Source organism: Capnocytophaga gingivalis ATCC 33624 (assembly GCF_000174755.1).
GTDB lineage: Bacteria > Bacteroidota > Bacteroidia > Flavobacteriales > Flavobacteriaceae > Capnocytophaga > Capnocytophaga gingivalis.
This window is the reverse complement of the sequence record NZ_ACLQ01000035.1, coordinates 214,943-231,352: the sequence shown is the minus strand read 5'-3', so window position 1 is coordinate 231,352 and position 16,410 is coordinate 214,943. Positions and strand designations below refer to the sequence as shown.

Sequence of the window (16,410 nt, the reverse complement as noted above, 5' to 3'; positions counted from 1 at the left end):
ACTTATTCATAATAAAATGAGTTTAAAAAGTAAATTACATACACTAAAAGAAAAGTATAAGGGGACTAAGTGGGAAACGACCTTCAATGCGCTCCACACTTTCCTTTATACGCCTAATGAGGTAACCCACGGAGGTACTCACATTAAGGCAGCAGATGACCTAAAGCGGACTATGAACACCGTGATTATGGCGCTGATTCCCTGCTTGATTTTTGGTATTTTCAATGCAGGATACCAACACCAAGTGGCTTTTGGTACTTTGGAACCTCAGGCAGGTATGTCCTTTTTCAGTGGGGACTTCTGGAGTGGGGCAAACTTCTGTATAGGAGCTATGAAAGTACTTCCCTTGGTGATCGTTTCCTACCTTGTAGGTTTGGGGATTGAGTTCATTTTTGCAACTATCCGCAAGCACGAAGTAGAAGAAGGATACTTAGTTACAGGAATGTTAGTACCCCTTATTGTACCTATTGATATACCTCTTTGGATGCTTGCTGTAGCAGTAGCTTTCGGGGTGATTATCGGTAAGGAAGTATTTGGTGGTACAGGTATGAATATCCTCAACCCAGCCCTTACTATCCGTGCATTCTTATTCTTTGCTTATCCTACCTCTATGACAGGGGACAAGGTATGGGTAGAAGGAGCGGTAGCCAGAGCTAAAGAAATCGCAGGTGGAGCACAGCTTGATGCCGTATCTGGAGAGACCATCTTAGGAAACTTAGCTCAGGGGCAGACAGGTACTTACCAACTATCTGACCTTTTCTATGGGTTTATCCCAGGTTCAGTAGGGGAGACCTCTACCTTGCTTATCCTCTTAGGGGCTTTGTTCCTTATCTACACCAAGATTGCTTCTTGGCGTATTATCCTCAGCACCTTTGTAGGAGCTTTTGTAATGGGAAGTATCTTTAACTGCTTGGCACCAAGTATGGAAGGTACCCAGTTCTACGCCTTGTGGAGCCTACCAGCCTATGAGCATCTGCTTATCGGAGGTTTGGCTTTTGGAGCTGTCTTCATGGCTACCGATCCAGTAACTGCAGCACAAACCAATACAGGGAAATATATTTACGGTTTCTTGGCAGGATTTATCGCGATTATGATACGTTGCTTCAACCCAGCTTATCCAGAAGGGGTGATGCTTGCTATCTTGCTGATGAATGTGTTGGCACCAACCATAGACCACTTTGTGGTACAGGCCAATGTGTCTCGCCGTAAAAAACGCTTAAAACTAACTACTAAAACCGCATAATTATGGCAATCAAGACAGAAAGTAATTCGTATACCGTGATTTTCGCCATTGTGATGGTGGTAATCGTAGGGGCTTTGCTTGCGGGGGTTTCTTCCGCACTTAGCGGCCAAATCAGTGAAAATAAGAAATTGGAGAAGAAGCAAAATATCCTTTATGCCATGGGAGTGAGCCATAACGAAGGTGCTCTTGGTGAAGGGGAAGTAGCTTTCCTCACTACCAATGAGGCCAATGCTGAGTTTGATAAATATGTAAAGGCACAATACCTAATAAATCCAGCAGATAACTCAGCTAAGGAAGTAAAGGGAGCAGAAGACCTTATCAACTTCAATGGACATCGCGCCGGACTTCCCCTCTATGTAGGAGAGAAAGATGGTAAGACTCTCTATATCATTCCTGTAAACGGACGTGGATTGTGGGATGCCATTTGGGGTTATATTGCTGTAGACAAAGACCTTATCGTACAAGGAGTATTCTTTGACCACAAAGGAGAAACTGCCGGTTTAGGGGCTAATATTAAGGAACGCTTCTTTATGGACGATTTCATAGGAGAGCACTTATTAGACGCAGCTGGAAACTTCCAAAGTATCCAAATCTCTAAAAGTAATGGAGACCCTGAAAATACACGTAAAGAAGACGGAAAAGTAGATGCTATCGCAGGAGCCACTCTTACCGGAAATGGAGTAGCCGAAATGATTCAGCATGGACTTTCTCCTTATGTATCCTATATTAAAAGTTTAAACCAATAAGACTATGGGACTAACAAAAAAAGATATCAAATTAGTAACTGATCCCCTATGGGATAATAACCCCGTAACGGTACAGGTATTGGGGATATGCTCTGCTTTGGCTATCACAGCACAGCTCAAAGCGGCTATCGTAATGAGTCTTTCCTTTACCTTCGTATTGGCCATGGGGAACGTAGCCATTTCTCTACTTAGAAATGTGATACCCCCCAAGATTCGTATCATCGCCCAGCTGATTGTAGCAGCAGCTTTGGTAATTGTAGTGGATTTCGTGCTTAAAGCCTTTGTATATGATCTGAGCAAACAGCTATCAGTATATGTGGGGCTTATCATCACCAACTGTATCCTGATGGGACGCTTTGAAGCATTTGCCTTGGGGAATCCTCCAGGAAAATCCTTCCTTGATGCTCTTGGAAATGCTGGAGGGTACTCTATTGCCTTGTTGATTGTAGCATTCTTCCGTGAACTTTTGGGTTCAGGAACCTTACTTGGCTTCCAAGTATTGGGAGATCCTATCAAGAAAACAGGTGTGTATGCTTTAGGTTATGAAAACAACGGCTTTATGCTTTTGGCTCCTATGGCATTGGTAACCTATGGTATTGTAGTATGGGTACAGCGTTCACGCAACAAAGCCCTTATAGAAGAAGGTCATTAATCACTTAAAACGAAAAGAACATGTTAGAATATTTAACACTGATATTTAAATCTGTATTCTCAGAGAATATGATTTTCGCTACCTTCTTGGGTATGTGTTCGTACTTGGCGGTATCCAAAAAGGTATCTACCGCTATAGGTTTGGGAGCAGCCGTTATATTCGTGCAAACCCTTACAGTACCTATGAACTGGTTGCTTAACCAATATATCCTTAAAGAAGGTGCTTTGGCTTGGTTGGGAGAGGAATACGCTTCTTATGACTTGAGCTTCCTTACCTATATCCTCTTTATCGCCACAGTAGCTACCATGGTACAGTTGGTTGAGATTATTGTAGAGAAGTTTTCTCCCTCCTTGTACAACTCCTTGGGGATTTTCTTGCCTTTGATAGCGGTGAACTGTGCGATCTTAGGAGGTTCCCTATTTATGCAATCTCGAGAAGAGACCATCCACACCTTCGGGCTTTCCGTAGCCTACGGAGTAAGTTCAGGTTTGGGTTGGGCTATTGCTATCTTGGCTTTAGCTGCCATTCGTGAGAAAATACGTTACTCACATGTACCTGCACCTTTGCGAGGCTTAGGGATTACCTTCATTACCACAGGGCTTATGGCTATTGGCTTTATGAGCTTTGGAGGTATGCTCACTGGTGGTAGCAGCAAAAAGGAAGAACCTAAGAAGGAGACAACCGTTCAACAAGAAGTTAAAACAGATAAATTGGCTAATAATACAAAAGACTTAAGTAATGATTTTAGCAAGTGAAATATTAACAACTATTACGGTAACGGTGGTAGGATTATTAGTAGTAATCCTCTTGTTAGTAGCGATTTTGCTTTATGTAAAACAAAAACTAACCCCATCGGGGCCAGTGAAGATTACCATCAATAATGATAAGGTAATAGAAGTACCTCTTGGAGGGAGCTTGCTTTCTACCTTGGGTAATGAGAAGATATTCTTGCCATCGGCTTGTGGTGGTAAGGGATCCTGCTTGCAGTGCGAATGCCACGTGTACGAGGGTGGGGGAGAAGCACTTCCTACCGAAACCCCTCACTTTACCAAAAAGGAACTCAAAGAGGGTGTACGCTTGGCCTGCCAAGTAAAGGTAAAACAAGATATGAAAATCGGGGTACCTGAGCAAGTATTTGGTATCAAGAAATGGCAAGCTACCGTAGTGAGAAACTACAATGTGGCTTCCTTCATCAAAGAGTTTGTAGTGGAAATTCCAGAAGATATGGATTACAAACCAGGAGGATATATCCAGATAGAAATCCCTCCTTGTGAGGTTAAATACTCCGATATCGATATTACTGCTCACCCTGTAGAACACCCAGGTGAGCCAGAGAAATTCAAGATGGAATGGGATAAGTTCAAGCTATGGCCGCTAGTGATGAAGAATCCAGAGCCTGCAGAGCGTGCTTACTCTATGGCCTCTTACCCAGCTGAAGGACGTGAGATTATGCTTAACGTACGTATCGCCACCCCTCCTTTTGACCGAGCTAAAGGCGGCTGGATGGATGTAAATCCAGGGGTAGCCTCCTCTTACATCTTCTCTCGCAAACCAGGAGACAAGGTAACCATCTCAGGACCTTATGGAGAGTTCTTTATCAACGAATCCAACGCCGAGATGTTGTACGTAGGTGGGGGAGCAGGTATGGCACCTATGCGTTCGCACCTATACCACCTCTTCAAAACATTGAAGACAGGACGTACTGTAACTTACTGGTACGGAGGTCGTTCTAAGCGTGAGTTGTTCTACGTAGAGCACTTCCGTGAACTAGAACGAGAGTTCCCTAACTTCAAGTTCTTTATCGTGCTTTCTGAACCACTACCAGAAGACAATTGGAAAGTGAAGAAAGACATACATGACACTGAAGGTGATGGTTTCTTAGGCTTCGTACACAATGCGGTAATAGAACAATACCTAAGCAAGCACGAAGCACCAGAAGATATTGAATTGTACTTCTGTGGTCCTCCGATGATGAACAAGGCTGTTCAGAAAATGGGACAAGACTTCGGTATGCCAGACGAAAACATTCGTTTCGACGACTTTGGAGGTTAAAACAACTTTTTCCATAATATTAAAAATCCGACTCAGCAATGGGTCGGATTTTTTGTTGATAGTGAAAAAGATTTGTTATTTATCATTGGTCATTTGTCATTAAAGTTGTAATTTTGCGCCCGTTTTAATCACTATCCTATGTTAATCAGATATTGTGCTATTATTTTTGGCTGTTTGGCCTTAGGAGAATTGATCGTTTATCTTACAGGGATTCACTTTCCTTCCAGTATTATAGGAATGATACTACTGACCCTTTTTCTACACTTAGGCTGGATCAAGCTGCATTGGGTCAAGGCTTTTTCAGATATGTTGATCTCTCATTTGGGACTGTTTTTCGTACCGCCCAGCGTGGCTATATTGGCTTATTTTGATCTTATAGCTAAAAATTTTTGGTCTATCAGTGTGGCTATTGTTGTCAGTACCATTATTGTGATGGTGGTAACAGGCCATGTATATCAGTTTATCCGCAAAAGAACCAAACATCACCATGACCATGAAAATATTTGAAAATCCTTTAGTCCTTTTAGCCATCACCTTTGGTGTATATTACGGAGTTCTTATGCTCCAACAGAAATACAAATCCGTATTCCTAAATCCTGTCATGCTTGCCGTTTCGGTTCTCATAGGGTATCTGATGATCTTCAATATTTCCTATGAGACCTATGAGCAGAATGCAGGAATGTATATTGATTTTTGGCTTAAACCTTCTATTGTAGCCATGGGAGTGCCTTTATACCAACAACTCTCCAAAATCAAGAAACAACTTTTGCCGCTGTTGGTATCCCAGTTTGTGGGCAGTTTGATAGGGATTCTCTCGGTATGCTATATTGCTAAGGGATTAGGTGCGGATGAGCATATCATTCGATCTTTAGCACCTAAATCGGTAACTACCCCTATTGCGCTTGAAGTGTCCAAGACCCTACACGGAATTACCTCCCTTACGGTAGCCGCTGTGATTGTTACAGGGATATTGGGATCTATTTTAGGCTTCAAGGTACTCCAATGGACAGGTATCAAAAGCCCAATGGGGAGAGGTATTTCTTTGGGAACGGCTTCCCATGCCTTGGGGATTATGGCCGCCTTTAACCTTAGCGAAAAACACGCTATCTATGCCAGCTTAGGAATGATTTTCAATGGTATCTTTACGGCTGTTTTAGCTCCTATTGTAATGCCTTTTATTTTGTAATGAAGTATAGATAGCCTGAGCAGTCCTTTCGCTTGCGCCTTCTTTGCCTAGCTTTTCTCGCAAGGCTTCGTAATTGTTAAGAAGTTTTTCTCTATAATCAGGATTAAGGAGTTTGTTTAGTTCTGTTTTGAGGTTTCGGGTATTGAGGTCTCCCTGAATGAGTTCGGTCACTACAGGAGCATCCATGATCAGATTCACCAAAGAAATATACTTGAGGCTGATTACTCGCTTGGCTATCTGGTAAGAAATCCAATTGCCACGATAACAAACCACTTCAGGAACACGGAATAAAGCCGTTTCCAAGGTAGCTGTACCACTGGTAACCAACGCTGCATGTCCATGAGAGAGCAGGTCGTAGGTTTTCCCACTGACAAAATGTACATTTTCTTCCTTGATAAACTGTTTGTAGAAATCATATCCTAAAGAAGGCGCCCCTGCAATGACAAACTGATACTGATGGTAGCTTCCTACCACTGAGAGCATCACAGAGAGCATCTTGGCAATTTCTTGCTTACGACTACCAGGTAGCAAGGCAATAATAGGACGCTCATCTAAGCCGTTTTCTCTTTTGAATACTTCCTCACTAACCTCCTTACGAGCTGCAATAGCATCTAACAGAGGATGTCCTACAAAGTGTACAGGATATTGGTGCTTCTCTTCATAGAAATCTTTTTCAAAAGGTAAGATTACATACATGGCATCTACATCCCTTTTGATTGCTTTGATACGGTTTTCTTTCCAAGCCCATATCTGTGGAGAAATGTAATAATGGGTAGGAATCCCTCGCTGCTTAGCCCACTTAGCGATACGCATATTGAACCCAGGATAATCGATGAAGATAATCGCATCGGGCTGAAATTGTATGATATCTCGTTTGCAAAAATCAATATTTCGAAGAATTGTTCGAAGATTGGTAACCACTTCCCAAAATCCCATAAAAGCCAAATCGCGGTAATGCTTAATGAGTTTTCCCCCAACAGCCTCCATGCGATCCCCTCCCCAGAAGCAAAACTCTGCCTTGGGGTCTATCTGCTGTAGGGCGCGCATAAGGTTAGCCCCATGTAAGTCGCCAGAGGCTTCCCCTGCGATAAGGTAGTATTTCATAGTGATGAATATTTTTGCAAAGATACTATATTTTCCGAAAATAATTGTATATTTGCCTTGCAATTATTTATCCTATATGCTAAGCAAAAACCAACTCAAGTTAGTACAAAAACTCTCTCAAAAGAAGCATCGTAGCGAAACAGGCCTCTTTGTGGTAGAGGGGAAGAAGAGTATAGTAGAGTTTGTCGAAGCAGGCTACAAAGCTGAGGTAATTTATGCTACAGATACCTTCTCTGCAAGTCTTGGGCAGCAACCCTTAACCCTTGTTAGCAAGGAGGAACTCTCTAAGCTAAGTACTCTAAAGCATCCTGATGAGGGGGTGGCTATCTTTCGCCAGCCCAAGAGAAAGGGGATACTTCAAGAAGGGCTTATCTTGGCCTTAGATAATATTCAAGACCCAGGTAATTTGGGAACGCTTATTCGTCTGTGTGATTGGTTTGGGATAGAAACTCTTCTATGTAGTGAGCAGACAGTGGATTGCTATAATCCGAAAGTAGTGCAAGCCTCTATGGGGTCGCTTTCACGGGTGGAGGTGCATTACCTGCCCTTGGCGGGTTTCTTGGTTACTTGTGACTTACCTGTATATGTGGCTACCTTGGCGGGGGAAGACCTCTATACGACTACTTTTCCAGAGGATTGTGTGATTGTTCTTGGTAATGAAGCCAATGGGGTAAGCCCAGAGGTGGCCGCCTTGGCCAATGGAGCTATTACTATACCACGCTTTGGCAAACGCCAACAAGCAGAAAGCCTTAATGTAGCTATGGCGGGAGCGATTATAGTGAGCCAGATAAAAGGTAAAGCCAGCGAGGGCTCACAGCTGGGTATGTGATAAAGTAAGATGGCAGTAGAGAGCTTTTTTGTGATAGAGACTTCTTTTAGTGACTTAAAAGAAAAGCTCAGGGAAGAAATAGTGCGAGTAGATAAGGAATATGATGAAAAGACTATTTGTTATGAAGGCTTTTTCTCCTGGATGTATTTTTATAAGGAAGGAGAAGCCTATATAGATGAAGAAGAACAAGCGCAGTTATTCGTAAATATCAAGCACGAATCGGCAACACCACCTAGTGTTATTACAGCTTTTAGGGAAAAACTTTTATCTTTAGGATTTTGTGAGATATAAAAATATTTGATAACAAAATAACAGTATAGATGGTTTTTACGCCAATGATGAACTTACTCCTAAAGGAAAAATATTGGAACTGCTTATAGATATTTTGAAAAATATATGATGCTAACAATTGATAATCAGGTGTATATGGTTGATTCTGTAGAAGAATTAGTGCATCACCTTATTCCCCTTTCTAATAAGATAGAAGCAATGCTTCGGTTATCTTTGGAGGATAGTTGGGATTCGGATGCACTCTCTTGTCAAATAGATAAGGGCAAATATTTGTTGCTTTATTATACTACAGATCTTGATAACCCTACTGAGAAATATCCTCGCAGCTATCATAGAGGACTTCAAACTCATAAAAAAGTAGAGATAAGGGGAAACTTTTATGATGAAAATACCATTTGCTATGACTATGGATTGGTATTGATGTTGTTCAAAGAGTTTTTTCAGCAAAAACAAATTCCTTTGTATATCTTATCTTAATTATAAGAGGGGAAATCGGTGAATCGCATAGCTATTGTAGCCTTTTTTAAATATTGAAAATTAGTAAGAATGATGTACTTAAATGATTTTAGTCAAGAATACCTTGTAGATTCTTTGGAAGAATTAGAAATATTACTAAAAAAACGTTTTTTAGAGGAGGTTAATTTTTTTATTTTAACTTTTAAGGAAAATGGATTCCCCCAATTATCTGCATTTGTCAGGGGAAATAAATGTGTTATCTACTATTTAGAAGAAGAGGTACAATACATTAGTAAAGGAAAAGCAAGTGAAGGGATAGAGGTATTTGTTGAGGATATACACGGGACAGAGGTGTTCCTTAGCAAGGACAAAGTGTTGACCATTGATAAGTTTTACAAAGTAGCCCAATCCTTTTTCGAGATACAGGCAAGGCCTGATTTTATTGAATGGGAAAAGATATAAAAACAATCGGATGTAAAAAATGCGAGATTGTCCTAAAATCTCGCATTTTTTTTTATTTTTATTTCAGAAGTAAACCAATTGGAATAATAGCCAATTATTTCACTCTCTTGACAATTATTTTCTGGTAAAAAAAGTACATACCATAGCCTATAGCAAGTCCTATACTCAGACCTGTAAGCACATCGAAGGGGTAGTGTACCCCTAAGTAGATACGACTATAGGAGACCACTGCAGCCCATAGCAAAAGTATTATAAGAAGCCTTGGGTAGAGAGGTCTTAGCACCTGACCTAAGAACATGGCCAAGGCAAAGGTATTGGCGGCATGGGCAGAGAAATAACCGAATTGGCCTCCACAGCGAGTAAAACGCAGTTGTCCATTAATCAATGGATTATGGCAGGGACGCAGACGGTGAAACTGAACCTTGAAGAGATTGGAGAGCTGGTCAGTTAGGGCAATCATCACCGCCACACACAGAAGAATAAAGAAAAATCTCTTGAGAGAATGATGCTTATAACACAGCCAACACAGCCATGCATACAAGGGAATAGCCGCCCATTTGTTGGTGACAAAGAGCCAGAATCCATCCCATAGGGGGGTGCCTAAGCCATTGAGAAAGAGAATCATCTCTTGGTCAAGGCTATTTAGAGTATCTATAAAGCTATTCATAACGGCTTATTTCTCGGTCATAGAAAGCGATAGCCTCCTGAATAAGACTCTCAGCAGAGGCTTCGAGTTCTTCTTCATCCTCCTTGTCGAACTCCTCCAACCATTCTACCTCATCGTCAGCAAGGTTGAGGATAAAGCGAGGAAATTCTGTGTGAATGATAAAAATAGCGTCGGGATAATCGGTATTATCACCGAGCAAAAATTTAGGGAATGATGCCATAATTAGTTCTTAGTTTTTAGTTCTTAGTTTGATTATTCCTTATCAGTCTGCTTGATAGTATTAGAAAACGAGTGGTTTGTAATAGTGCTGAGAAAGTCAGTCCTACCAGAAGCCCTATCCAGATACCAGTAGTCTTCAGTGAGGTATGCAGTCCTAAGTAGTAGCAAATAGGAAAAGCAATTACCCAATAAGAAATAAAAGAGAGGATCATAGGTATCTTGGCGTCTTGTAAGCCACGAAGCGCTCCCAAGGCAACTGTCTGCAAGCCATCTACTATTTGGAAAAGAGCGGCTATCAGGAGCAGATGAGCAGATTCTTCTATCACAAGAGCAATATTGTCCACGGTGTCGAGCTTCTCTGTATTGAGGAAAAATTCTGGTAGCTGGTAGCGCAATAGCCCTATAAGCCCCCCTAAGACCACTTGTGTCAGGAGTATGAAAAGGAAAATAGAGATGGCTACACGGCGCAGGGAGATATAATCCTCCATGCCTTTGTAGTTACCTACTCGTATCATAGCTACTACACTCATTCCATTGGCAATCATAAAGGTCAAGGTAGCTATACTCAGGGCAATTTGATTGGCCGCTTGATAGATCTGTCCCAGTACCCCACTAAGCCAAGTGGCAGCAATGAATACTCCTGCTTCGAAAACCACTTGCAGACCGGAGGGTACCCCTATATGAATGAATTTTTTGATCACGGTACTATCTATCTTGGGCATAAGATTTTTCATATATTGGGTCATACGAGTATCCTTGTATAAGATGCCCCATAGTAGGATAGGCATCACCACTCGTGAGGCCAAAGTACCGACCGCAGCTCCCAATACCCCCATACGAGGACAGCCCCAATTCCCATAAATAAAGAGATAATTGAGGAAAATATTGAGCAAATTGGCGGTAATAGTTACATAGAGTGAATACTGAGTGATAGAGAAACCATCCGCAAACTGCTTGAGTGCTTGAAAGAACATCAAGGGGATAATCGAGACAGCTACCATATGTACATAAGGAACCGCCAAGGCGATAACTTCCTCCTTCTGCTGGGTGTAGACCATTAAGGGCTTAGAGAGAAAGAGCCCAGCAAAGATAATTACTCCTAACAAGGTATTGATTAGTAATCCATGAGTAAGTATGGATTTTGTCTCGGCTGTATTATGTTTTTTAACCGATTCGGCAGTAAGGGTAGTAATCACTGTGGAGAAACCAATACCAAAGGACATCAGTAGGAACACATAGCTATTGCCCAGCGAAGCTGCTGCCAGTTCTAGGGTGCCAACCTTTCCCACCATAGCCGTATCAATCACTCCTACTAAGGTATGTCCTAGCATGGAGAGTATAATAGGGAGCGCTAAGCGAAGATTGTAACCAAATTCGTTGATGTATTGTTTCATTCTTTCACAGATTTTTCTTTGGGTTGTTTGGGCTTTTCTTCAGCCTGTTTGGCAAAGGAAATATCCTGTTCTACTTCCCAATTGGCACGTAATTCTATTTCTTTAGCAAAGTAGCGAATGATTTCTGGTTGTTTTCTTTGGAGAAAGTTTCCAGTATCCCATTTTTTGTTGTGGTTCTTGTCCTCTACAATGCGCAAGAGATAGTTCCCTGCCTTCAGGTAAGGGAAATGATAAGTAGGACTGCTTTTTTCTATGTATTGACTGTATAGCACATTCTTTCCGTCCTTATCTGTAAGTTCTATAATAAAAGGTAAGGATAAAGAATCCTTGAAAGAGACTTTTAGAGAAGCAAAATCCTCAGCCCGCTTGGCAGAAAAAGATTCTTTGAGGGTGTCACTCTTCTGGTGATAGAAATCCTCAAAGGCACTTAGAGCCGTAAGATGGTATTTTTCCCCTTCTTTCACAGGAAAGGTAAGGGATACTTTCTCTGAGTTGGGAGTAAAATCTACTTTGTAATCGACCAATGTACTATCTTTATCCCTGATTTGCAAGACTTTTGGGTTGAAAGCAACCAGAGGGATATTGGAGAGAAAAGTAATTTGTTCCTCTGTAGGGGAGAGGCTTTTGTGTTCGCTGGAGATGGTCAACTTTTCTCCCTTCATTTTTCGATACTTGACAGTAAAAATATCTGTCTTTCCAGTTCCCTTCACTTGTAGTCTTAGGGAGTCCTTTATATCAGGGTGATACCATAGCCATAATGTATCCTTCTTAGGTTCTTTGGTTATAGCCCATTTGAAATCCGCAGGGAGAGGGTCAAGGGGCTGAACCTTGATACTATCTTTTTCCCCTTGGTAACCTATACTAATACGCTTTTCCGCCGAAAGGAAAGGGCGGGATACCTTCATAGGGAGTTTTTCCTTGAATAAGGAAAGTACAAAGGAACTATCTGTGGTCGGAAGGGTGATAAATTCTTGATGGAAACCTATTTTATCTGTCTTAGGATCAAATAGATAGTTGTTGTCCTTATCCTTCATAGCAACCAATAGATACTTTCCTGCCTTCAGGTGGGTGAGCTTGAAGGAGGTAAGACTATCTAGGGTATTGCTCACATACATAGGCGGTTTCTTGTAGACAACAGAATCGGAGAATTTCTCCCCTACTTCATAGAGCATGACATTTACATAGTTGTCCGCTTTGGGACTTTCAGCATCTACAATGTGTCCCTTTAGTGAAAGAGAGTCTATATACCCCCCTGTGGAGAAGGTATAGGTATAGAAATTCAGTGGGTTTCCCTCGTTGTTGTCCTGTATACTTTTACCAAAGTTGAAAGTATAAGTAGTATTGGGTTTTAGTGTGTCCAATATCTTGATATCTATATATTTAGAAGCATTCCCTGTAGGGGTAATATTGGGGAATATCTCCATAGGGGGAGAGATAATTAGTTGCTTTCGGATATCCTTAAGGGTCACATATTCATCAAAATAGATACGAATATGATTTCCGGTAAAGTGTAACGAACCATTCGCCGGAGTGGTACGCAATACTTTTGGAGGGGTCTTGTCTTGTTCTCCTCCCGTAGGAGATCCAATACGAGCACAAGCTATGCATAAGATATTGATACAGAGAGCTTTGATAAAATAAGTGTGTTTCATAATCTATCCTAATCGGGCAAGAGTATTTAGTTTTCCTAATAGTTTGACAGCTATAGTGTTAGGAAATTCTTTCTTGCGGTATTTGGTTACAGACTGTATTCCTTCACGGGTATTGGTAAGGAAAAGTTCATCTGCCTTTTGCAATTCAAAAGGAGAGACACTGCGCTCTTCCAAGGAGAAATCCTCTGTTTTTCCAAGCGCTTCTATTAGTTTCTTACGAGTAATCCCATTGGGGGCTCCATCGGATAGAGGAGGAGTTACTATTTGGTTTCCAAAAACTAAGAAGAGGTTACCATCCAGGAAGCTAACAACATTCTTCTGAGTATTCATTAGGATACAGTTCTGATAATCATTCTCCTTGGCAAAAACACTTCCGATAATATGGAGCATTCGATTGGTTGTATTAAGCGTAGAGAGTAAGTCAGCCTGAGTATAGTAATCCTTGAAAAGTTCTACTTCGTAAGGGATGTTAAGGTTTTGGTAGAAAGGTGTAGTAATCCCTTCTATATCCATACAATAGTTCACTTCTTGGCTCTGTGGGGTATATCCGCCCCCTTCCTTGCGAGAGATCGTGGTACGTACTAGCACAGGCTTGCCGGAAAGGGCATTACCTTGGATAGTTTTTTGGATTTCACTCTCCAAGAACTCAAGGGTAAAGCTATCGGGGATATCCATACGTGAGATACGCATGGTAGCCATTAGCCTAAGGTAGTGTTCCTCCCAGAAGATAAGTTTTCCTTCTACATATTTAACAAGGTCAAAGACGCCATCTCCATAGAGGAAACCGCGATTTTTAGCCGAAAGAGCAGGGGAGGTTTGTTGTATTTCTCCGTTATAGTTTATCATTTAGTTACAAAATTATATAAGCACAAAGGTACAAATTATTTTTGGGATCACCTAAAGCCTATGAGTAAGTTCGGTTAGCCATTTGCCTTGCACCTTCATTACCTGCTCTATGACCTCTCTTACACAACCTTGGCCACCTCCCAAATGAGAGATATATCGAGCTACTGCCTTCACCTCAGGGACCGCATCCTGAGGGCAAGTAGGGAGGCCGACAAGCTTCATAGGAGCTACATCGGGGATATCATCACCCATATAGAGAATTTCCTTGGGATGGAGGTTATATTTGTCCATATAATCCTTTAGAGGTTCTATCTTGAGGTGGTTGGCCATATATACATCAGTTACGCCTAATTGTTCGAATCTCAGGCGGGTACCAATGTTGTTCCCTCCTGTAATAATAGCGATACGATACCCTTGGTTGATCGCCTGCTTGATGGCATAGCCATCTTTTACATTGAACGAACGTAGTAAGTCTCCTTCATTGGTTACCAAGACTTGGCATTGGGTAAGCACTCCATCTATATCAAAGATAAAAGTGGTGATATCCCTGAGGAGCTCTTTGTAATTTTTATTGTCCATAAGTTGTTAATATAGAGGTTGATATATCTTTGTAAATGTCTTTTTCTATACCTTGTAACAGTTGTAAATGTTTCTCTATCACTGTTCTATCGCCACGCTTGGCAGGTCCTGTTTGTCCTTCGAAGAAATTGTGTTGTAATCCCTTGCGACAGGTCTCTTCCAGTAGCGGCTGGAGTAGCTCAAAAGGGATCTGCTGGTTAGAGCAAAGCTGCTGACTAAGATACCACATGTGGTTGGCAAAATTATTCAAAAAGACAGCAGCTACATGCAAATACTGCCGCTGGAGGCTATCTATAGCATAGCACTTGGGAGAAAATTCCTTAGCCAAACCTTTCAAAAGGTCAAAATCACTGGCTTCTTCAGTTTCCAAACAAAAGGGGATTTTGGAAAAATCTATTTCTTGTTCTTTGGAAAAAGATTGTAAGGGGTAGCATACTCCTCTCCGTTGCCTATCACTTAAGTCCTTCATAGGGACACTGCCAGAGGTATGTACTACCAATCGTCCTTCAAAAGGAAGAGAGGAAGACAAAGGCGCAATCGCCTGGTCTTTTACCGAAAGAATGTAAATATCGGCAGGGAGTAGCGCCTCCATTAGGGAGGTCTTCTTCACAGGAATGGTATCAAACTCATGGGATAGGGGACTGCGGTTGTATATCTGTATAAGCTGATATTCAGTACTTTGACTTAGCTTTTTAGCTAAGTGGTAGGCTACATTCCCTCCTCCTAATAGGACTACTTTTTTCATCAATAGCAAACAAATGCCAAAAGTACTACATTTTCACGAGACTAAAAAGATTTATTTTATTTTTTTAGGTCAATTCAAAGAAAAGCTGTACATTTGCACTTAAAATTACATTCATGAGAAGACTTATAGGCATCACTGCCCTTTTAGCACTACTAAGTGCTTGTTCTGACAAAAAAGGCTCTCTTTCAGGAGATTGGAGAATGGAGAGTATCACTGTAAATGGGAAACAACAACCCTTGGATGATTGCACTAAGAAGACCTATCTTAACTTCGGGAAGGATTCTATCACTTATCACACTTTCATGCCTCAGGCTGATTGTAAGGAGACTGTCTTCCACTTAGCCTACAAGGCTACCAAGGATAGTCTAAAAGTAACTAATGAGACAGGACGTATAGAGCGCAGCTACTACGCTGTCAAAGGAGATACCCTAACCATTACAGATACAGCGGAGATGGGAGGACAGAAGTTCACTTCAAACCTTATCCTGATAAAGAAAAAATAATTCCTAATAAAGGGCTGCCAGAGAATACTTTAGGCAGCCCTTTTATTTGGCATAATTTTTGCTCGTTCCCCTTATATGAGAACATTTTTATTTTTATTCTTTGTCTTTTCTATCCAGCTATATGGGCAACCTGAAAAACTCTCTTCAGGGAAATTTATCCTTGTGCCCAAGAAAGAAGCACCTCAACAGCCTAAAGGTAGTGAGGAAAAAACCTCAGAAGTATCTTCTTGGCTAAAGAACTATCAGAAAGATCACCCTACTCCATCTTTTTCTTCAGAGGATAAAGGGGTGGACTTCACAGGGCAATATCGTAAACAGTACGACAAGAAAGAATTTACCCTTCCACAGAGCCAGACCGACCTGAAGCTAGATAAAGAGCAAGACCTTTCTGCTCTCAGAGGAGATAAGTCCTATGGGGAATTCAACAGCACAGCCGATGCAGTGGGAATCTTCTGTAGGGACTATGCCGATGTGGATGGGGACTTAGTGGATATATACCTCAACGATGAATTGGTTATAAGCAATGTGTATCTCAGGGGCGACTATCAGCGCCTACATATTCCCCTAAAGGTAGGGTTTAATAAAATAGAAATCAAAGCTCTCAATCAAGGGCTCTATGGCCCTAATACGGCCGAGTTCCGCGTGATAGATGATAATAATCAAGTCCTTATCAACCAAACGTGGGCTCTTCTGACAGGTTACAAAGCCCGTTTTGTGATTGTTAAAGATAAATAGTAATGATTAATGATTAACGCCAATAATGATTATTTCATAATTCGTTAAT

At 41.3% G+C, this 16,410-nt stretch carries 21 protein-coding genes; 13 read left to right on the top strand and 8 right to left on the bottom strand.

The features are described from left to right. The first annotated feature begins 16 nt into the window (after positions 1-16). The 7 genes from CAPGI0001_RS12395 to CAPGI0001_RS12365 all read left to right on the top strand — a co-directional run bounded on the left by CAPGI0001_RS12395 (position 17) and on the right by CAPGI0001_RS12365 (position 5,879). On the top strand, positions 17-1,243 hold the full coding sequence (locus CAPGI0001_RS12395) for an NADH:ubiquinone reductase (Na(+)-transporting) subunit B (protein WP_002670331.1): 1,227 nt from the start codon (positions 17-19) through the stop codon (positions 1,241-1,243). A gap of 2 nt (positions 1,244-1,245) precedes the next feature. Next, complete coding sequence (locus tag CAPGI0001_RS12390) at positions 1,246-1,989, top strand: Na(+)-translocating NADH-quinone reductase subunit C (protein WP_002670601.1); 744 nt, start codon at positions 1,246-1,248, stop codon at positions 1,987-1,989. Positions 1,990-1,993: 4 nt separating this feature from the next. Beyond that, positions 1,994-2,641 (top strand): NADH:ubiquinone reductase (Na(+)-transporting) subunit D, encoded by a 648-nt coding sequence (locus CAPGI0001_RS12385; RefSeq protein WP_002670338.1) that lies wholly within the window; start codon positions 1,994-1,996, stop codon positions 2,639-2,641. Between the two features lie 20 nt (positions 2,642-2,661). Next, complete coding sequence (nqrE, locus tag CAPGI0001_RS12380; RefSeq protein WP_002670669.1) at positions 2,662-3,396, top strand: NADH:ubiquinone reductase (Na(+)-transporting) subunit E; 735 nt, start codon at positions 2,662-2,664, stop codon at positions 3,394-3,396. Next, positions 3,380-4,693 carry an NADH:ubiquinone reductase (Na(+)-transporting) subunit F gene (nqrF, locus tag CAPGI0001_RS12375; protein ID WP_002670687.1) on the top strand — a complete coding sequence of 438 codons (1,314 nt, stop codon included), beginning with the start codon at positions 3,380-3,382 and terminating at the stop codon, positions 4,691-4,693. Before nqrE ends, nqrF begins: the two co-directional genes overlap by 17 nt. Positions 4,694-4,831: 138 nt before the next feature. Next, positions 4,832-5,200, top strand: coding sequence for a CidA/LrgA family protein (locus CAPGI0001_RS12370; RefSeq protein ID WP_002670568.1), 369 nt, complete (start codon positions 4,832-4,834; stop codon positions 5,198-5,200). After that, on the top strand, positions 5,187-5,879 hold the full coding sequence (locus CAPGI0001_RS12365; protein ID WP_002670673.1) for an LrgB family protein: 693 nt from the start codon (positions 5,187-5,189) through the stop codon (positions 5,877-5,879). Before CAPGI0001_RS12370 ends, CAPGI0001_RS12365 begins: the two co-directional genes overlap by 14 nt. Here the strand turns inward: CAPGI0001_RS12365 and lpxB are convergent. Then, positions 5,847-6,983: a lipid-A-disaccharide synthase gene (lpxB, locus tag CAPGI0001_RS12360; RefSeq protein WP_002670695.1), complete on the bottom strand. Its 1,137-nt coding sequence runs from the start codon at positions 6,981-6,983 to the stop codon at positions 5,847-5,849. The genes CAPGI0001_RS12365 and lpxB overlap by 33 nt on opposite strands. Positions 6,984-7,059: 76 nt before the next feature. Between lpxB and CAPGI0001_RS12355 the strand changes: the two genes are divergently transcribed. From CAPGI0001_RS12355 to CAPGI0001_RS12340, 4 genes are all read left to right on the top strand, one after another. Further along, positions 7,060-7,812 (top strand): TrmH family RNA methyltransferase, encoded by a 753-nt coding sequence (locus tag CAPGI0001_RS12355; RefSeq protein WP_002670706.1) that lies wholly within the window; start codon positions 7,060-7,062, stop codon positions 7,810-7,812. 9 nt (positions 7,813-7,821) lie between these two features. Then, positions 7,822-8,103 (top strand): hypothetical protein, encoded by a 282-nt coding sequence (locus CAPGI0001_RS12350; protein ID WP_002670506.1) that lies wholly within the window; start codon positions 7,822-7,824, stop codon positions 8,101-8,103. A gap of 105 nt (positions 8,104-8,208) precedes the next feature. Beyond that, entirely contained in the window at positions 8,209-8,580 is a 372-nt protein-coding gene (locus CAPGI0001_RS12345; protein WP_248601324.1) for a DUF6911 family protein, read from the top strand. Between the two features lie 114 nt (positions 8,581-8,694). Continuing rightward, the gene (locus CAPGI0001_RS12340; RefSeq protein WP_248601323.1) at positions 8,695-9,021 is read left to right on the top strand and encodes an immunity protein; all 327 of its coding nucleotides are present in this window, start codon (positions 8,695-8,697) and stop codon (positions 9,019-9,021) included. Positions 9,022-9,115: 94 nt separating this feature from the next. Here CAPGI0001_RS12340 and CAPGI0001_RS12335 read toward each other — a convergent pair whose 3' ends face one another. From CAPGI0001_RS12335 to CAPGI0001_RS12305, 7 genes are read right to left on the bottom strand one after another with little or no spacing between them, the layout of a single operon-like run. Further along, positions 9,116-9,688: a phosphatase PAP2 family protein gene (locus CAPGI0001_RS12335; protein WP_002670524.1), complete on the bottom strand. Its 573-nt coding sequence runs from the start codon at positions 9,686-9,688 to the stop codon at positions 9,116-9,118. After that, positions 9,681-9,908 (bottom strand): hypothetical protein, encoded by a 228-nt coding sequence (locus tag CAPGI0001_RS12330; protein WP_002670689.1) that lies wholly within the window; start codon positions 9,906-9,908, stop codon positions 9,681-9,683. The genes CAPGI0001_RS12335 and CAPGI0001_RS12330 overlap by 8 nt, the downstream gene beginning before the upstream one ends. A 16-nt stretch (positions 9,909-9,924) precedes the next feature. Continuing rightward, positions 9,925-11,301: an MATE family efflux transporter gene (locus CAPGI0001_RS12325; RefSeq protein ID WP_002670406.1), complete on the bottom strand. Its 1,377-nt coding sequence runs from the start codon at positions 11,299-11,301 to the stop codon at positions 9,925-9,927. Further along, positions 11,298-12,953 carry an Ig-like domain-containing domain gene (locus tag CAPGI0001_RS12320; RefSeq protein ID WP_002670598.1) on the bottom strand — a complete coding sequence of 552 codons (1,656 nt, stop codon included), beginning with the start codon at positions 12,951-12,953 and terminating at the stop codon, positions 11,298-11,300. Before CAPGI0001_RS12320 ends, CAPGI0001_RS12325 begins: the two co-directional genes overlap by 4 nt. A gap of 3 nt (positions 12,954-12,956) precedes the next feature. Further along, positions 12,957-13,799: an aminotransferase class IV gene (locus tag CAPGI0001_RS12315; RefSeq protein ID WP_002670657.1), complete on the bottom strand. Its 843-nt coding sequence runs from the start codon at positions 13,797-13,799 to the stop codon at positions 12,957-12,959. A gap of 51 nt (positions 13,800-13,850) precedes the next feature. Then, entirely contained in the window at positions 13,851-14,378 is a 528-nt protein-coding gene (locus CAPGI0001_RS12310; RefSeq protein WP_002670514.1) for a KdsC family phosphatase, read from the bottom strand. Then, the gene (locus CAPGI0001_RS12305; RefSeq protein ID WP_002670655.1) at positions 14,368-15,123 is read right to left on the bottom strand and encodes a Rossmann-like and DUF2520 domain-containing protein; all 756 of its coding nucleotides are present in this window, start codon (positions 15,121-15,123) and stop codon (positions 14,368-14,370) included. Before CAPGI0001_RS12305 ends, CAPGI0001_RS12310 begins: the two co-directional genes overlap by 11 nt. A gap of 113 nt (positions 15,124-15,236) precedes the next feature. On the opposite strand from CAPGI0001_RS12305, the gene CAPGI0001_RS12300 reads away from it, so the two are divergent. Beyond that, positions 15,237-15,626, top strand: coding sequence for a lipocalin-like domain-containing protein (locus CAPGI0001_RS12300; RefSeq protein WP_002670458.1), 390 nt, complete (start codon positions 15,237-15,239; stop codon positions 15,624-15,626). Between the two features lie 75 nt (positions 15,627-15,701). Beyond that, on the top strand, positions 15,702-16,361 hold the full coding sequence (locus tag CAPGI0001_RS12295) for a hypothetical protein (protein WP_002670562.1): 660 nt from the start codon (positions 15,702-15,704) through the stop codon (positions 16,359-16,361). Positions 16,362-16,410: the final 49 nt, after the last annotated feature.

Excerpts from the sequence above, each read along its gene's own strand:
- CAPGI0001_RS12395 (WP_002670331.1), top strand. The coding sequence starts at position 17 with ATGAGTTTAAAAAGTAAATTACATACACTAAAAGAAAAGTATAAGGGG.
- CAPGI0001_RS12390 (WP_002670601.1), top strand. The coding sequence starts at position 1,246 with ATGGCAATCAAGACAGAAAGTAATTCGTATACCGTGATTTTCGCCATT.
- CAPGI0001_RS12385 (WP_002670338.1), top strand. The coding sequence starts at position 1,994 with ATGGGACTAACAAAAAAAGATATCAAATTAGTAACTGATCCCCTATGG.
- nqrE (WP_002670669.1), top strand. The coding sequence starts at position 2,662 with ATGTTAGAATATTTAACACTGATATTTAAATCTGTATTCTCAGAGAAT.
- nqrF (WP_002670687.1), top strand. The coding sequence starts at position 3,380 with ATGATTTTAGCAAGTGAAATATTAACAACTATTACGGTAACGGTGGTA.
- CAPGI0001_RS12370 (WP_002670568.1), top strand. The coding sequence starts at position 4,832 with ATGTTAATCAGATATTGTGCTATTATTTTTGGCTGTTTGGCCTTAGGA.
- CAPGI0001_RS12365 (WP_002670673.1), top strand. The coding sequence starts at position 5,187 with ATGAAAATATTTGAAAATCCTTTAGTCCTTTTAGCCATCACCTTTGGT.
- lpxB (WP_002670695.1), bottom strand. The coding sequence starts at position 6,983 with ATGAAATACTACCTTATCGCAGGGGAAGCCTCTGGCGACTTACATGGG.
- CAPGI0001_RS12355 (WP_002670706.1), top strand. The coding sequence starts at position 7,060 with ATGCTAAGCAAAAACCAACTCAAGTTAGTACAAAAACTCTCTCAAAAG.
- CAPGI0001_RS12350 (WP_002670506.1), top strand. The coding sequence starts at position 7,822 with ATGGCAGTAGAGAGCTTTTTTGTGATAGAGACTTCTTTTAGTGACTTA.
- CAPGI0001_RS12345 (WP_248601324.1), top strand. The coding sequence starts at position 8,209 with ATGATGCTAACAATTGATAATCAGGTGTATATGGTTGATTCTGTAGAA.
- CAPGI0001_RS12335 (WP_002670524.1), bottom strand. The coding sequence starts at position 9,688 with ATGAATAGCTTTATAGATACTCTAAATAGCCTTGACCAAGAGATGATT.
- CAPGI0001_RS12330 (WP_002670689.1), bottom strand. The coding sequence starts at position 9,908 with ATGGCATCATTCCCTAAATTTTTGCTCGGTGATAATACCGATTATCCC.
- CAPGI0001_RS12325 (WP_002670406.1), bottom strand. The coding sequence starts at position 11,301 with ATGAAACAATACATCAACGAATTTGGTTACAATCTTCGCTTAGCGCTC.
- CAPGI0001_RS12320 (WP_002670598.1), bottom strand. The coding sequence starts at position 12,953 with ATGAAACACACTTATTTTATCAAAGCTCTCTGTATCAATATCTTATGC.
- CAPGI0001_RS12315 (WP_002670657.1), bottom strand. The coding sequence starts at position 13,799 with ATGATAAACTATAACGGAGAAATACAACAAACCTCCCCTGCTCTTTCG.
- CAPGI0001_RS12310 (WP_002670514.1), bottom strand. The coding sequence starts at position 14,378 with ATGGACAATAAAAATTACAAAGAGCTCCTCAGGGATATCACCACTTTT.
- CAPGI0001_RS12305 (WP_002670655.1), bottom strand. The coding sequence starts at position 15,123 with ATGAAAAAAGTAGTCCTATTAGGAGGAGGGAATGTAGCCTACCACTTA.
- CAPGI0001_RS12300 (WP_002670458.1), top strand. The coding sequence starts at position 15,237 with ATGAGAAGACTTATAGGCATCACTGCCCTTTTAGCACTACTAAGTGCT.
- CAPGI0001_RS12295 (WP_002670562.1), top strand. The coding sequence starts at position 15,702 with ATGAGAACATTTTTATTTTTATTCTTTGTCTTTTCTATCCAGCTATAT.